This is a genomic window from Neobacillus sp. WH10 (genome assembly GCF_030123405.1).
Lineage (GTDB): Bacteria > Bacillota > Bacilli > Bacillales > Cytobacillaceae > Neobacillus.
Genome location: NZ_CP126110.1, coordinates 4,043,451 through 4,060,451 on the forward strand (window position 1 = coordinate 4,043,451; position 17,001 = coordinate 4,060,451).

13 protein-coding genes and 1 other annotated feature are annotated in these 17,001 nt (G+C 37.5%); of the genes, 3 read left to right on the top strand and 10 right to left on the bottom strand.

Translation table 11 applies throughout. The features are described 5' to 3' along the window. Positions 1–7: 7 nt before the first annotated feature. The 6 genes from QNH20_RS19820 to QNH20_RS19845 form a co-directional block, all read right to left on the bottom strand. Positions 8–457 carry a prepilin-type N-terminal cleavage/methylation domain-containing protein gene (locus tag QNH20_RS19820; protein WP_283919689.1) on the bottom strand — a complete coding sequence of 150 codons (450 nt, stop codon included), beginning with the start codon at positions 455–457 and terminating at the stop codon, positions 8–10. 122 nt (positions 458–579) lie between these two features. Next, positions 580–1,785 carry a type II secretion system F family protein gene (locus QNH20_RS19825; protein ID WP_283919690.1) on the bottom strand — a complete coding sequence of 402 codons (1,206 nt, stop codon included), beginning with the start codon at positions 1,783–1,785 and terminating at the stop codon, positions 580–582. Then, positions 1,778–2,827, bottom strand: a complete 1,050-nt coding sequence (locus QNH20_RS19830; RefSeq protein WP_283919691.1) for a type IV pilus twitching motility protein PilT — start codon at positions 2,825–2,827, stop codon at positions 1,778–1,780. Before QNH20_RS19830 ends, QNH20_RS19825 begins: the two co-directional genes overlap by 8 nt. A gap of 12 nt (positions 2,828–2,839) precedes the next feature. Continuing rightward, entirely contained in the window at positions 2,840–4,501 is a 1,662-nt protein-coding gene (locus tag QNH20_RS19835; RefSeq protein WP_283923456.1) for a GspE/PulE family protein, read from the bottom strand. 16 nt (positions 4,502–4,517) lie between these two features. Beyond that, the gene (locus QNH20_RS19840) at positions 4,518–5,828 is read right to left on the bottom strand and encodes a G5 domain-containing protein (RefSeq protein ID WP_283919692.1); all 1,311 of its coding nucleotides are present in this window, start codon (positions 5,826–5,828) and stop codon (positions 4,518–4,520) included. Between the two features lie 70 nt (positions 5,829–5,898). Next, entirely contained in the window at positions 5,899–6,699 is an 801-nt protein-coding gene (locus QNH20_RS19845; protein ID WP_283919693.1) for a hypothetical protein, read from the bottom strand. A gap of 214 nt (positions 6,700–6,913) precedes the next feature. On the opposite strand from QNH20_RS19845, the gene QNH20_RS19850 reads away from it, so the two are divergent. Genes QNH20_RS19850 through QNH20_RS19860 form a run of 3 tightly spaced genes read left to right on the top strand, consistent with a single transcriptional unit; the run spans position 6,914 to position 9,009 of the window. Then, positions 6,914–7,369, top strand: coding sequence for a type IV pilus modification PilV family protein (locus QNH20_RS19850; RefSeq protein WP_283919694.1), 456 nt, complete (start codon positions 6,914–6,916; stop codon positions 7,367–7,369). Between the two features lie 12 nt (positions 7,370–7,381). After that, positions 7,382–7,849, top strand: coding sequence for a PulJ/GspJ family protein (locus QNH20_RS19855; protein WP_283919695.1), 468 nt, complete (start codon positions 7,382–7,384; stop codon positions 7,847–7,849). Next, on the top strand, positions 7,846–9,009 hold the full coding sequence (locus QNH20_RS19860; protein ID WP_283919696.1) for a hypothetical protein: 1,164 nt from the start codon (positions 7,846–7,848) through the stop codon (positions 9,007–9,009). Before QNH20_RS19855 ends, QNH20_RS19860 begins: the two co-directional genes overlap by 4 nt. Before the next feature lie 54 nt (positions 9,010–9,063). Here QNH20_RS19860 and QNH20_RS19865 read toward each other — a convergent pair whose 3' ends face one another. The 4 genes from QNH20_RS19865 to ysxE all read right to left on the bottom strand — a co-directional run bounded on the left by QNH20_RS19865 (position 9,064) and on the right by ysxE (position 16,996). Further along, positions 9,064–10,785: a sensor domain-containing diguanylate cyclase gene (locus QNH20_RS19865; RefSeq protein ID WP_283919697.1), complete on the bottom strand. Its 1,722-nt coding sequence runs from the start codon at positions 10,783–10,785 to the stop codon at positions 9,064–9,066. Positions 10,786–10,870: 85 nt separating this feature from the next. After that, on the bottom strand, positions 10,871–12,178 hold the full coding sequence (locus QNH20_RS19870; protein WP_283919698.1) for a bifunctional folylpolyglutamate synthase/dihydrofolate synthase: 1,308 nt from the start codon (positions 12,176–12,178) through the stop codon (positions 10,871–10,873). Positions 12,179–12,402: 224 nt separating this feature from the next. Beyond that, positions 12,403–15,045 (bottom strand): valine--tRNA ligase, encoded by a 2,643-nt coding sequence (locus tag QNH20_RS19875; protein ID WP_283919699.1) that lies wholly within the window; start codon positions 15,043–15,045, stop codon positions 12,403–12,405. Between the two features lie 54 nt (positions 15,046–15,099). After that, positions 15,100–15,336 (bottom strand) — a binding site (T-box leader). A gap of 622 nt (positions 15,337–15,958) precedes the next feature. Next, on the bottom strand, positions 15,959–16,996 hold the full coding sequence (gene ysxE / locus QNH20_RS19885; protein WP_283919701.1) for a spore coat protein YsxE: 1,038 nt from the start codon (positions 16,994–16,996) through the stop codon (positions 15,959–15,961). Positions 16,997–17,001 lie beyond the last annotated feature (5 nt).

Here is a 17,001-nt window from a genome sequence, read left to right on the forward strand (position 1 = left end):
CTAGTTATCATGGATTTACAAAGTCTATTAAAGCTTTCTCAGAAACTTCATCCGATTTCGCTGGAGATGTTGCTTTACTTACCACTTTACATCCTTCATGGTCCTTAATCTTATATGTGTATACACCTGTAGATGCAGTATAATCCACTGTTACCGTAAAACCATCATCTTTAACACGATCAAGGTAATTCGCTAAACTAGTAGTACTATTCGCACCATCTTTAGTTAAACTAGTTGTAGCAGCAGTTGGGCGGTTATCAGCAACATATAGCTTAGCAGCATCAATAATTAGTAAAGCATCTTGGACTTTAGCTTTATTGTCTGATTTGGTTATAACATTAGAAATAGCCGGAATCGCAATCGCCGCAATAATCCCCAAGATAACGATAACTGCAAGCAATTCAATCAAAGTAAAACCTTTTTGTTCCTTAACCTTTAAACGTAAACTTTCTACCATTTCAACATCTCCTTCTAGTTCTTTTAACCTAGTACTATTTCTCTATGAGTATACAATAATTGTCATCTAATGAAAAGAGAATTTTAGCAAATTTTGTCTCAATTTTTATTTTTATGCAATTTTTAGCTCATTTGGTCGAACATTGAGAACATTGGCATCATAATTGACAGAACAATGACACCCACTAACCCTGCCAAAAGAACTATCATAATCGGTTCAATTAAGGATTTAAGTCTGTCTGTTACTTGTTCTACTTCTTTCTCGTAGAATTCAGCAATCTTCGACAGCATCGCATCTAACGCCCCTGTTCCCTCACCAATTGAGATCATCTGAGTAACTAGCGGCGGGAAGGCCCAGTGACTTGTCATTGGCTCCGTCATGGAACGACCTTTTTCGAGAGAATCACGTGATTCACGAATTACTTTCGAAATCACTTCATTTCCGACGACTTTTTCAACTATCGACATGGCTTGAAGAATCGGAACAGAACTTGAAAATAATGTGCTGAGCGTTCTCATCATTCGTGCTAATGCTGCTTTCTGTATCACTTTACCAAATATCGGCATTTTTAGAAGTGCGTAATCTAAATAGTATTTTGTTTGCTTATTTTTTTTAATAGACATAAACAATAGGATAAAAAAGATGATAATAAGTGCAATTAACCACCAGAATGATTGCATAAATTCACTTGAAGCTAAAACAAATTTGGTTATTGCCGGCAGCTCTGCCCCAATATCCGCAAACATATTAACAAACGTCGGTACAACAGATACTAGTAAAAAAATAACCGCACAAATTGCAAGTATTCCAATGACAAGTGGATATGTAAGAGCTGAAACAATCTTTTGTTTGGTGTAGTGCTGTTTTTCAAAATCCTCTGCCAGGCTTTCGAGCGTCTCATCCATGTTTCCACTGACTTCTCCTGCTTTAACCATGTTGATAAACATGGGGGAAAATATTTTTTTGTGCTTAGAGATTGCCTCTGAGAATGGGTTCCCTTCACGTAACTCTTGTTCAACGTTAAGTAAAGCCTTCTTTAATCCTTTACTTTCTGTTTGAAAAGCAAGAATGCCTGTCGCCTCAACAACCGTCACACCTGCTTTTAAAAGTGTGGCAAATTGTCTTAAGTAAATAACAAAATGCTGTAGTTTCACTGGATTCCCAAGTGTAATCTCCATTGTCATAAGGGTTTCAGGGACTTCACTTATTTCAATGACCCTGATCCCATCTTCTTTCAGCTTGACCATTGCTTCACGTCTAGAAGCTGCGGTAACGGCGCCCTGCCGTTTTCCGCTACGGTCACGCCCTTCATATTTAAATCTAGCCATTTAACATCATCTTTTCATGCAAATATTGTGCTGCCGCTTCATTGTGAATAAGACCGCGATCCAGTAAATCTTTAATGCTCATTTCTAACGTATGCATTCCCTGAGCACGGGACGTTTGCATCGTACTTTGGATTTGGTGTATTTTTTCATTTCGAATTAAATTGGCAATCGCAGGATTGTTGACTAGTATTTCTGTTGCTGCTTTTCTGCCTTTTCTATCTGCTGTCTGAAATAAGCGCTGCGAAATGACGCCAACCAATACCGAAGCAAGCTGGGTCCGTATTTGCGGCTGCTGTCCTGATGGAAAGACATCAATGATACGGTTGATGGTTGTTGGCGCACTTGAAGTATGGAGTGTTCCTAACACAAGATGTCCTGTTTCTGCTGCTGTGATTGCGATTGACATCGTTTCTAAATCACGCATCTCACCGACAAGAATGACATCTGGGTCTTGGCGAAGTGCCCCCTTTAATCCATTAGCATACGATTTTGTGTCAAAACCGACTTCGCGTTGGTCGATTATTGAATTTCCATGTTTATGTAGATATTCAATTGGATCTTCAAGTGTAATGATATGCTTGCGCATCGTTTTGTTCATATAATCAATCATTGATGCAAGAGTTGTTGACTTACCGCTTCCCGTTGGTCCTGTAACAAGGATCAGTCCCTGTGGTTTCTCCACTAGTTTGGAGATGATTTCTGGTAAATCTAACTCTTCCAAAGTCGGAGTTTTAGACGGAACTACCCTTAAGGCCAGGGAGATACTTTTCCGTTGATGGAATGCATTGACACGGAAGCGCGCTACACCTTGAAGGGCATAAGAGAAATCGAGCTCACCTTTCTCTTTAAATAAGTCCCACATGTTTTCAGGTACGATTAGTTTAGCAATTTCCTCTGTGTCTACAGGCTGCAATACATCTTTACCATATCGTTTTATTTCACCATGTATCCGAAATACAGGCGGTGCTCCTACTGTTATATGAATATCAGAAGCTTTAAATTCAAGCGCTGCTCTCAGTATATTTTCGATTTTTTCCTTCATGTATACATACTCCTACTCCAGAATGGCTACACGTAAAACTTCCTCAGTTGTGGTTAAGCCTTGTTTTACTTTCAATAACCCATCATCAATCAAAAAGATGGTTTTATTTTTAACCGCATGCTCTTTAAGCTTCTGAAAAGAATCATCATTCATAATCACCCTTCGCATGTCATCATTAATTACCAGTACTTCGTGAAGAGCAATCCTTCCTTTATAACCAGTCATATTACATGAGGAGCAGCCTTTGCCTCGAGTTATTTTATCAACTTTCATGCCGCGCCTTGCAAAAATCTCCATTTCCCGCTTTGATGGTTCTTGAACCTCTGCACAATCACGGCATACCTTGCGGACAAGCCGTTGTGCCACAATGCCACTTAGCGAGGAAGCAAGCAAAAACGGCTCAACCCCCATATCAATTAGCCTTGTAACGGTACTTAATGAATCATTCGTGTGCAAGGTGCTTAACACTAAATGTCCTGTCAAGGAGGCACGCACTGCAATTTCTGCCGTCTCTTTATCACGAATTTCCCCAACCATAATTATGTTCGGATCCTGCCTGAGAATGGAGCGAAGTCCAGCCGCAAAGGTCATTCCAACATTTGGGTTAACCTGAATTTGATTGATGCCTTCTAATTGATATTCGACAGGATCTTCGATTGTGATAATATTTACTTTTTCACTGTTTAGTTTGTTTAGTGCTGCGTAAAGGGTTGAGGATTTACCTGAACCTGTTGGGCCTGTAATGAGAACAATCCCTGTCGGCTGTTCAATTAATTCACTAAACCTTTTTAAATTAAGTGAGTTAAATCCAATCTTATTTAAGTCATTTAAAGCAGCCCCCATATCTAAGAGCCGCATAACTATTTTCTCGCCATATACAGTTGGAAGCGTTGATACACGAAGATCAATCGGATGATAGTCAAGAGTGAGCTTAATCCGCCCATCTTGAGGAATCCGATGTTCGGTAATATCAAGGTTAGCCATTATTTTTATTCTAGCGGTTAACACGCTTAACATTTGTCGCGGTAAAACCCGTTCAACACGTAGTACACCATCAACTCGGTACCGAACAACCACCTTTGTCTCCTGCGGGTCAATATGGATATCACTTGCCTTTTGGATCACTGCATTCGACAACAGTAAATTAACCAGTCGAACAATGGGAGCATCTTGGTCGGTAACATCGTCTTCCCGTCCCCGCTCATTTAGCGGCAAGTCATCGAGTAATTCTTCTAATCCTTCATCAATATTGTAATATTTATTAATCGCACGTAATATGTCGTCTTTTGTGGCAATCGCTGTCTCAATTTGAAATCCGGTTGATAAGCGCAAATCGTCTACCACGATGAAATCCATTGGATCAACCATCGCTACAAACAGCTTGTTTCCTTCTCTTTTTAACGGAATAATTAAATTCCTTCTAGCCGTTTCTTTTGAGATAAGTGAAAAAAGGCTTGTATCAAATGGGTATTGGAAAAGGCTAATACTCGGTACACCAAGCTGATATTCAAGTACTTCAACTAACTGCTGATCTGTTAAATACCCCCGTTGCAGCAAGGCTTCACCAAGCTTTTGGTTCTGCTCCTTTTCTTCTAAGGTGGACTCAAGCTGCTCGGGTGTGATTAGACCTTCTTCAATTAACAAATCACCAAGTTTTTTTCGTGATTGTCTCATTTTTTTATCCCTGCTTTTATTTTGGTTGTTCATTTGGTTTACCCCATAAGTCACTGTCATTCTCTTTTTCGGTATTAGATTGTAATGTTGTTTGATTAGAATTATCTGTTGTCTGGTTATTATTAGTGGAACCTGCCTGATTCCCTTCAGGAGCTTTAGTCGTATTCTCCTTACTTCCCTCCAACCCCTGTAAATCTACTTGGTAAACTGGCGGGTAATAATCCTCGGAAATGAATTCGCTTTTAAGGAACTGTTCACCTTGGTATACATCTCTGTATACCTTAACGATGAGACCTTCAGTCCCGATCGTCCGGATCTTTGTATTTCCAGGTAGAAGAAAAGGACTATATTGAACAATTGTCTTAGGCTTTAACTTTTGCTCATCTTTTAAGCTGATTTTATAATTGTAAAGCGGCTTCTCACCCTTTAAGGTAATCTTTAATTTGTTGACGTCCAAATTTAATTCTAAAATATACTTTGTCTTACTTAGATTTTTTATAATAAAATCCGTATGATTACTTGGATTTACTCTCGCTTCAAATCCTAGGTTTGCATAATTCGGAAGAGAACTTCCTATATTTCTTTCTACTATCGAAAAATTTGATGGCAAAACAGTCTGGTAGATTCCTGTTGCGATTACATTAAGTGAATCTACTTTTTCAATCTTCTTTTTCTTAGCAAAATCTAATAATGAAAATGTTGATTCCTCTGGAATTTCAATGGTTGGATTTTTCTCAATAACAGCTTGTAAATCAACAGGAACATCCTTCATTTCAACAACTGCGGTATTTATTACTGCATCCTTTTTGATATGATCGGCTAATAAATAATCATTATAGAGGTTTATAGAATTGGAACCTTTTTCGAAACGTGATGCGATCTCATTTAGACTATTCACAAGTTTATCAAGGTCAATATCGCTGATTTTCAATTGAGGAAAAATAGTTTCTATCTGTTCTTCTACCTGTAATTTCTGAATGGTAATGAAAGCAGGATTTCTTTTGCCATCTTTTAGTGAATCGACTGTTTGTTTTGTATCCAAATGGAATTGGTTAAGATCAATCGAAACCGTCTTTTCCCCATATTGTAGTTCAATGGATGTATCCTTCATCCACTCAACATGCTTTTCCTCTAGAAGATTCATCGCTTCATCAACTGTTTTTCCTGATACATCCAATTCACCAATGGAGGTCCCAGCAGCGTATTTTTCATCAGAGTTTGTTATATTTTCAACTGCTTTCGCGCCAAAATGAGAAAAGCTGAAAATAAATGATGTACACAGGAACAGTACAATGAACAATTTAATCATTTGCTGATTCTTCCCCAAGTTTCCTGCCTCCTTTCAAACCCTTTATAAATCTCCAATTGAAAATGAGTAGATTTATTGAGTTAATTCGTTACTTTTGCATGCTTACCTGACTTTTCGTTTCTATTTCTTTATGTATATCTTCACGATCTACTGCTATTTCTTTTTTCGTAAGGAGGAAATCGAATATTGTGTCATCTAAAGACTCTTCATCCGTAACAACAATCTGATCATGTTCTTTTTCTTCAAAAGAAATAGCTGGTAGGTCATGAAGTTCTTCTAGCATGTCATCTTCAACTGCTTCTGCTTTTTCTATTTCAATTTCTAGTAAACTTTCAATTTCAGATAAATAACGGTTTTCTAAATTTGTTTCTTCCAATTCCTCGTTTACTTCTATTTCAGTATTTCTTTCCAGTAAAAATGTAATATCCTCATCCACTATTTCAGGCTTATCATTAACTATTTCTTCAATATTCGACATTATTGGAGAAAGACTCCGTTCACTCGCTGTATCTTTTTCTAAATTAATAGTGGAAGAAGCAAGTAATGCTAATTCTTCGTCAATTTCCACCAAATTGTTATCTTCTCGATTTTCTGAATTATAATAATGTACTCCTTCGTCAAATACTTCTTCAGCTACCGAATTTTCCTGGTATATTAATGTTCCCATACGGTTATTCATAAAATATGCAGTAAAAAAGATGAGTCCAAAAAGCATTAATGCAGTTTGCCATAATGGAAAGGTTGAGGCTGCGGCAAGACCTCCGAGAGATAACATAAAACTAGCTATTACGACAAAAAACTTCCCCTTTAGCGTGTATCCTAAAGGTAAAAAAGATATGATTAACATAAGGGCAACCATAGAACCAATGGCCCATATCATCGTTTCCATTCATCCACTCCCCTTTTTAGTCTTTTTATCCTATTAAATTACATTTTCTTTCAAAATTTTAAATATTTTGTTGGTTTATCCAAAAATTAGACGAAATTCCCCTACTAAATATTGTATAATACTATTAACTATTTTAAAAGAAGTAGGATAATATTCATAGGTAAAAATAACTAAAATATTAACCTACTATTTCTATCATTAAGGAAGGATCTAAATGGAAATTATTCGGAATGAAAAAGGTGTTACTCTTATAGAGGTTCTTGCATCAATTGTTCTACTTTCAATTATCTTTTTGTCTGTAATAAGGTTTTTTCCACAAATGGGACTTATAAACAATCAAAATGAAAATAAAACGGAAGCTATTAATATTGCGAAAGAAATACTCATTAATTGGCAGGAATCAAGTGATGTGAAATGGTTTCTTGTTAAAACGGACCACGGTACTGGCTTTACTTCAACAGATCCGAAAGTTGTTTATAATAAATTCAACTTTGATGATACTTATTATTATTTTGAAACATCTAAAGATATTTATAACGTACATATAAAAATTAAAAAATCTCCTGAAACGAGTTCTAGATTATCTAGCGTAAATTCTATTGTTGTACAGCTATTAAATAAAAAAAATGGCAGTGTCATTAGTGAAACATTCGGATATGTAAAAAGATAGGGGATGATATTATTGAAGCGGGATGAAAGTGGGTTAACACTAATCGAGGTGTTAGCCACACTAACAATTCTCTCCTTAATAAGTGTTACTATTTGGAGTGTTTTTTTTCAAGGCTATAATTATTCGCAAAAAGCGATCTCGAAGAATTTTATGCTGCAAGAATCAAATATTTTATTTACCAATTTGAAAAAGACTCATCAAACACTTATTAAGTATGAGATTAAAAGTGAAAATTGTGCAATAAAAGTCACAAATCTTACTAAAACTCCTCCACAAGAACAAGTTTTTAATCACCCTAATATTTGCTTTAAAATACTTGAGATTAATAATGTAAAAGGTTCAGGGCCCAGTACAATAGAACCAAATAAAATCGCAAATGACGTTTCTTTAAAAATTAGTGTAAGTGATATGAATAATTCAAAAAACAGCATAATTATTGATACATTTCTCTATCGAGTGAAAGGTGTTGATTACCAATGAATCATTTAAAGAATGAACAAGGATATTCATTAGTAACTGTATTACTAGTTGTAGTAGTTTTTATGATTATTTCCCTCGCCTTCATGGGTCAAGCATTTAGCAGTGTGAAACAAAATCAAGTGGTGGAGAAGAAATCTCGCTCTGTTGCTGCAGCTGAAATGGGGATTTCTTATTACCAGGTTGAAATTCAAAAAACATTTGAATCAAAACAGCAAGATGTAAATGATTATATTAAAAATAATAGTTCTCTAATACCAAACTTTAAAAAAGAAGCTGCCAAAAAAATGGCATATATTCTTCATAATACACCAATCGTAACTCCTAGTAATGCTCCATTTTATATGAAGGAATTTGCTGCTACTGCTGATCCGAAATCATATAAAGTAAATTTAAGCTTTAAAGTCGTTGGTACCGATAATAAAAAGGAAACGACACTTTTTGCGAAGATGAGTATCGACCTTGATTCTATTATTAATCAAGCAACAGTTGATGAAGGTAATAATCACCAGCTTCCAACATTCGATACAATCAAACTAACATCAGGATGTAACACGCTGGATTGTGATAATGTTTATATTGACGGGAATGGAAATTTTTCAGGGAATAACAATATTAAGGATAACCAAACAATTTTCACTACAGGTTCATTAAACCTAGATGGAAATGGCAATGAAAACAATAAAACGAATGTTAAAATACATGCGGATGGTGCGATTACCATCCACAAAAATATGAATAGTGGAGCAAATGTAGTTATAGAAACAAAAGATCATGCTACATTTATGCAAAATGTAAAAATTGGTGGAACATCAAAAATACTCGTTAATAAAACGTTATATGTTAATCAAAATCTAGAGCTTGCGAATAATTCCCTTGTATATGTTGGTGGAGCTGATGCAACAATAGATCACAATTTAGATATTCTCTCTTCCTCAAAGATGTGCGTGAAAGGAAATTTATCAGCTAAAAATATTTCAGTTGATTCTAATAGTAAGTTATATGTTTTAGGTCAAGTATGGGAAAACCATAAAGAGAAATTTAATTATACAGTTACTCTCGATACATTTATTAAAGAATGCGGAACCCAAATACCACCGGAATTTAACATTAAATGGGGAGATAATGTAAACACAGTCATAAATGATGTTGAATATAATTAACAATATAAAAAGAGGTGTGACCAGTTGTAAAAAACAACTTGGACACACCTCTTTTTAACAAGACGAATACTCCGCCACCCGATTCCGGCCAGCACGCTTAGCCCCCACGTAAAGAGCCCGATCAGCATGCCTAATCAACGCCAATGAATCCTCCGCATCTTCTGGTGCCGTGGCAACCCCAATTGAGGCGGTAATCATGATCTTCTGTTGGTTATTGCCTAATTCCAAGGACTGTTGCAGTGTAAATGGCCAATTAGATACCATTTCTCTAATTTGTTCTGCCATTTGGTAGGCTTCTACTTTCGACATATCCGGTAAAAGAACAACAAATTCTTCGCCGCCATACCGCGCAACCGTTCCGAGGCCTCCGACAAGCTTTCTTAATCTGCCTGCGAGTTCACGAAGAATTTCGTTTCCGCTTTGATGACCATACGTATCATTTACTTGTTTAAAGTGGTCTATATCAAGGATGATTAACGATAATATTTTTCGCTCAAAATTAGCTACTTTTTTGAACTCCTCAGTCAGCAACGTCTCAAAGTAGCGATAATTAAATAAATTTGTTAAGGCACAGCGTTCACTTTGCCTTTTGGTTTGTTCAAAATTATTGGCGTTTTCAATTGCAACCGCAAAATGCGAACAAAGTATATCAATGATCATCAGCTGCGATTTTTCATAGGCTCGTTTTTGCTTAGAAGCAAGCAATAACACCCCGATTAGTTTTTTACTTCTAATAATCGGTACACCTATAATACTTTCTACATCATTCGGAATGTTATCAGTAGTATACTGTTGCCATTCTTTCCTTGATGTAAATAAGAGGGCTTTTTGTTTCGACCAAACCATCCCGCAAATCCCTTCTTGTTTTTTCAAAGAAAGGCTTTCGTTTGGCATTACTAAACCGGCTTCCATTCGACGAATCAATTTTAGTACTTCGCCGTCAGCCTCCAGTATATAAGAATAATCAACAGGCAGCATTTCACTCAGTTTCTGAATAAACAGATCCAGGACATCATCTACATACAAACGCTCCGCCATCTGATGACCGATCTCTGAAGCCTTCTGTAAATATTCATTTATTTTTTCACTTGAATAATAGAGATTAAATATAATTGATAGACTGACAAATGGAATTCCCACAAACAATAGACCTATTAACCCTACTTGATTATAAAGTATGTACAACACAAAACCAATTGGGAGTGTGATTAATGTTGTTACTGTCTCGACGAAAAAATCCTTGCCAAAAAAGGATTTTTTAATTTTATAAATAAAAAAAAGATTGAAAGAAACCATGATTTGATTTAGAAAATAGTTTAGGACTACATATAAAACTGCAAGCCACAATGAACGGGGATCATGGGTTAAGTTTGGGCCTGTCTGCCCGCCAAGAATGTAATAAATCATGCCGCTGATAAAGGAAACTAAAAAAAACATATTTAAATTAAGCGGCAGCCTAAATAATTCTCCCTTTCGAAGGATCCTTAACTTAAGTAGTAAAACAACGACAGCTATCTGAGCAAAAATAATTTCGGCAAATAAACCAAAGCGCAAAAAGGTAGCAAGAGCTACCCATTGGATTAAAAAAATGAACATATTATTAATAACAATCGGCACCGCGGCTACTATTGAGGTTAATAGTAAAAATGCCAAAAGATCTAACCAATTTACAGAGATATTAGGAGGATAATTATTATAGGTGAACCACAATCCTGCAGGAACCATCAAGATCCATACAAGAAAAATCGCTTGTTTCATTTGCGGTTTTACATCCATCCTAATCCCCCACCCCGACAAATATGCTTAATTCAAGATAACATTATTTTACCATTTATAATAGACATTGTCATAAGGAAAAGGTTTAATTTTTCAGATATTTACAGATATGCGGCTTCGCTTCTGAAATAAAATAGAGGGAACCCGTCACGACTAACATGTCACTAGCTTTTAACATTTTTATTTCTTGTAAGAGGTAGGATTGCCAATGATCGACTGCCATTTTATTCTGAGATTGACTAATGTTAAGCAGTTGTTCCGCTTTGGCCGCACGTGGAAAATCAAAGCTGACAAATGAAATTTGGTTTGCAATTTTATCAAGTTTACCAATCATTTCATCAAGCTTTTTATCCGTTAACGCAGCAAATACAATATGGATATTTCGGTCATTGAATCTGGTAGATAGTTCATGGGTTAACGCAGTTATTCCTTCTTCATTATGGGCGCCATCAATGATCACGAGTGGGTTTTCTGAGAGAACTTCAAATCTTCCAGGCCAAAACGCTTGCTTTAATCCGACTCGAATTGCTTGCTCAGTGACTGTGAATAAGCCAATCTGATTTAAGTATTGGGCGGCAAGTATGGCTAGTGATGCATTTTCCGTTTGATGCTGGCCAATCATGTTGAGTTCTAACTGCTCAAGTGATTGAAGTTTTGTTATTAATGTAAACACTTCGCCTCTTGCTAATGATTCATGTCCACTTATCGTGAATTCCTGATTTAATCTAAAAATTGGCGCTGATTTCTTTTCTGCCTGCTCTTCTATCACTTTTAGCGCTCCTGGATGTTTGACCGCTGTAAAAATTGGTGTCTCCTCTTTAATAATTCCTGCCTTTTCAAAGGCGATTTCCTCATACGTCTTCCCAAGTATATTGGTGTGATCGAGACCGATGTTTGTAATGATAGAGGCAAGTGGTTGAATAATATTGGTTGAATCAAATCTTCCACCAAGACCTACCTCAAAAATCACAATATCTACTTTTCTAATATTGGCAAAATAATAGAACGCCATCGCAGTAATGACCTCAAATTCAGTCGGACCCCCAAGCTCTGTTTCCTCTAGCTCATCTGCTAATGGACGAATCATATTTGCCAGCTGTAAAAGTTCTTCGTCGCTGACTGATCTCCCATTGATACTAATCCGCTCGTTAAACTGTTCAATATACGGTGAAGTAAAGGTACCTACTGTATAGCCCCCAGATTGAAGTATCGAGCGCAAAAAAGTGACGGTTGAACCTTTGCCATTTGTTCCGCCAACATGGATTGCTTTTAATTTGCTCTCAGGATACTCGAGCTTGTCCATCATCCATTCCATTCTTTTTAAACCAGGCTTTATTCCTAGTCTTAGTCTTCCATGAATCCAGTCTAGGGCTTCATTATATGTAGTGAACATTTTGTAACACCCCATCTATTTTTTCTACTTCAACAGATTGATTCGCTGATAAAAGTGGGAAATTCGCTGATAAAACATTCTTGTTAGACGATAAACCACAGAAAACCGCCGATATAGCACCATCACACATAAAATTGGACCATTCCGACGGAATTCTGTTTGTTATTTAAAGGATTTTCATAAGACGAGACGAATCCATTGCTAGATTCGCCTCACTCTTCTCATTATCCTCTTAATTCTTTAATACGAGTTTCAACAATGCTTCTCTTTTCAAGATAATCCTTTTCTTTTGCGCGCTCTTCAGCAACTACATTTTCAGGTGCCTTTTTCATGAATCCTTCATTGCTTAATTTCTTCTGAACTCGATCAACTTCTTTATTTAATTTCTCGAATTCTTTTTCAAGACGGGCAATTTCTTCATCAATGTTAATTAAGCCTTCGAGCGGAAGGATGATTTCTAAGCCTGTTATTACAGCGGTCATTGCTTTTTCAGGTACTTCAATATCAACACCCAATTGCAATTCTTCTGGATTACAGAAACGTTCAATATAGCTGCGGTTGTTCTCAATCGCTTTTAGAACCGTTTCATCCTTTGCTTTTACTAGCATTTTGATTTTTTTGCTCATTGGTGTGTTTACTTCAGCACGGATATTCCGTACAGAGCGAATCATTTCCATGAGCAGTTTCATTTCTTGGGCTGCTTGGTCATCGGAAAGTTCTAGTTTTACCACCGGCCATACTGCTGTCGTAATCGACTCACCAGCGTGAGGAAGGTTTTGCCAAATTTCCTCGGTAATGAATGGCATGAACGGATGCAGCAGGCGCATTGTGTTGTCTAAAACATAGGCAAGAATCGAACGAGTCGTTTTCTTAGCAGCTTCATCATCACCATATAGCGGCAGCTTAGCCATTTCGATATACCAATCACAGAAGTCATCCCAGATAAAATTGTATAATGCACGGCCAACCTCACCAAATTCATAACGCTCGGAAAGTCTTGTTACATGTTCGATTGTTTCATTTAATCGAGTTAAAATCCACTTATCAGCAACCGACTTTTCACCGCTTAAATCAATTTCCTCGTATGTCATGCCATCCATATTCATTAACGCGAAACGGGAGGCATTCCAAATTTTATTAGCGAAATTCCAGGTTGATTCTACCTTTTCAAAACTAAAGCGTAAATCCTGTCCTGGTGAACTTCCTGTTGATAAGAAGTAACGCAATGCATCGGCACCGTATTTCTCGATGACATCCATTGGATCCACACCATTGCCAAGTGATTTACTCATCTTACGTCCCTGCTCATCGCGAACAAGACCATGAATAAGAACATCTTTAAATGGACGTTCGCCAGTAAACTCGATGCTTTGGAAAATCATTCTTGATACCCAGAAAAAGATGATGTCATATCCAGTCACAAGGGTATCATTAGGAAAATAACGTTTGAAATCAGCCGCTTCTTTGTTTGGCCAGCCCATGGTCGAGAAAGGCCATAGTGCCGAGCTGAACCATGTATCTAATACATCCTTATCCTGTTCCCAGTTCTCAGCATCTGCCGGGGCTTCATGACCAACGTATACTTCTCCAGTTTCCTTGTGGTACCAAGCAGGAATCCGGTGACCCCACCAAAGCTGTCTCGAAATACACCAGTCGCGGATATTCTCCATCCAGCGTAAGTATGTTTTTTCAAAACGGTCAGGAACGAAGTTTACTTTATTTTCTTTGTTTTGCAGGGCAATTGCTTCATCTGCGAGCGGCTGCATTTTTACAAACCATTGTGTTGAAAGATATGGTTCAACAACCGCACCGCTGCGTTCAGAGTGGCCAACAGAATGGAGGTGGTCTTCAATTTTGAAGAGAACGCCCAGTTCTTGAAGATCTTTGACGATTTGCTTACGGCATTCGAATCGGTCTAAGCCTTGGTATTTACCGGCCTTCGCATTCATGGAGCCGTCTTCATTCATTACAAGAACGCGCTCCAGATTGTGGCGGTTACCGACTTCAAAGTCATTAGGATCATGAGCAGGTGTAATTTTTACCGCACCTGAACCGAATTCCATATCAACATAATCATCTCCAACGATTGGGATTTCACGGCCCACGATTGGCAGGATTACAGTTTTACCGATTAAGTGTTTGTAACGATCATCTTCCGGATGTACTGCAACTGCTGTATCACCAAGCATTGTTTCAGGACGAGTGGTCGCAATTTCAATGTGACCTGATCCGTCTGCTAATGGATATCTCATATGATAAAAAGCACCTTGAACATCCTTGTATATGACCTCGATGTCGGATAGAGCTGTTTTTGTAGAAGGATCCCAGTTAATAATGTACTCTCCACGGTAAATGAGGCCTTTTTTATAAAGGGTTACAAATACTTCACGAACCGCATCAGATAAACCTTCATCAAGGGTGAAACGCTCACGGCTGTAGTCAAGGCCTAGGCCCAGCTTTGCCCACTGCTGACGGATGTGTGAAGCATATTCTTCCTTCCACTTCCATGTTTCCTCAACGAATTTTTCACGGCCTAAATCATAGCGGCTTTTACCCTCGTTGCGGAGCTTTTCTTCAACCTTTGCTTGTGTTGCAATCCCGGCATGGTCCATCCCTGGAAGCCAAAGTACGTCATAGCCTTGCATTCTCTTCATACGAGTAATGATATCTTGTAATGTTGTATCCCACGCATGACCCAAATGAAGTTTTCCGGTAACATTTGGCGGTGGGATGACGATTGTGTACGGCTGCTTCCCTTGATCATCTTTAGCCTCGAAAAACTTACCTTTTAACCACCAGTCATAACGCCCTTTTTCAATCGATAGCGGGTCGTATTTGGTAGGCATTGTTATTTCCTTTGTTTCCATCTAAAACTCCTCCTTTTTTTACCTTCCGAGAAAAACAAAAAACTCCATTCGTCATAAAAGGACGAATGGAGTTTGCTTCGCGGTACCACCTTTTTTCCAATCCAGAAATATGATTGGCTCTTAAATCAGATAACGGATTTCATCCGTCTTCAACTACTAAGATTTTGCAATCCGTTCACAGAAGAAGCTCATGGGCGACCTTCCGACGTTCCTCTTAGAAAATCTTCCAGCTAATGATTTCCCTCTCTTTAAGCAGGATGGCATCGTACTCTTCCCTATCTTTGCTTTTATTATTAAGTATATAGATATACTACCCAAAAAAGGGGATTGACGTCAATCAGGATGGCCAAATTTTTTATTTTTTATACTATATGCTTTTTTTAAGGGAACAAACTGGGGGTTTTGAATATAAATATAGTGAAACTACAATAAGCAGGGGGATTTTTCCTCCCCCCGCTTATTGTTAGTCCCGTTCTACTGTCTCTAATATCAAGGCTATCGACTTGATAAAGAGACAATACGAACCCGATTGGTTCAACTAGGCCGATGAAAAGCACATCGGCAAGTTTCACTGTATCTCACCAATCGGGATTTTAGGCAGTTGATCCCAGTCGCAATTTTGAATATTTAAGTTTTAAAAGGGGGATCTTACTGCCCGTTAATGCGTGGAAAATAAATGTCATATTTTTAGGGGGGGTTTCAGTGAAAGGATTTTTTAATAAAAACAAACACCGTCCCTGGTTTAGAACGTTTCGAAGATTTTGTGGACAATTAATTATACCGTTTGTGATTTTCCAATTTATTCGAACAATTTTTTTACCTACTGTCTTTGATGTGTTATTGTTATCGTTTTTTATCGCTATTGCCATTTCAATTTACTTTGAAATAATTTAAGGAGCCCATTTTGCAGGTTTTACTGCGGTTGGGCTCCTTCTTTTGCTTGTTTCTGCTGGTTTTCGATTTCTGTCATTCGCATCACGATATACTCGGAATTTTTTAAATGCCAATAGCGGTGCTGCAGCTGGCTCACAAATTTCATCTCATTCCTTGGCCGCTCCTTGCGGTAATAGCTTTCTGCCACTTGCATGATGGGGATCGGCAAAGATAAATAGCTGTAGAACAATAGTTTTTCATCTTCTTTAAACGGAAAGTATTTAAAATAATGATAAACCCAATCAAGAGCAGTATCATTCCGTTTTGGGCTGGTATTTAAGGCACGTGACAAATACGGCAGGAGATCATGGATCGGTGAGCCGTAGCGGGCATTTTCAAAGTTAATGAAAAAGCCATAGCCCTGGTCATCGAAGAGAAAATGCTCTGATGACAATTTCCCGTGAGTAATCACACTGCGGGCCTTGTCATTTTCTTTTGTGCTCTCATACCATTCTTCAAATTTTGATTTTGAAAAGCGTAGTGCTTGCCTTATTTCGTTGTAATATAAGCAATAAAGCAATTCAAACGGCGACATATAGGTCTTTTTTTCACATTCATCAATGAAGCCATCAAGAAATTCTTGATGTTTATCAAGCTGCTGAATCGTCTTTTCATAATGCTCTGTTCGTTCTTCTTGGCTGACTGTTATTTCTTTGGCAGATAGAGTATGGAGCCTTGCTAATTCGCGAAAAAGCTGATGGTTTTTGTACTCACGATTTTCTTTTTGATCGTTCGGCATCCATGGCATGAGGTAATAAAGATTATTTTCATATAAAACGGCATACCTGCCATCCATTGTTGGATAAATTGGCACAATCCGGTTAAACCCTTTTTGATAAAGAAGATGAACATGGCGGATGAAATCAGTCCCGATAGTGGGTGGGACTTTTTTTAAGGCAAAGGTTCCTTTGTCTGAATAAATCTTTTGGACAATGCCGTAATCTTCAACAAAATAAGGTTCGATATGATAATTTTTTAAAATTGGTCTAACGGTTTCTATTCGGTTCGAGTCATTCATGAAAA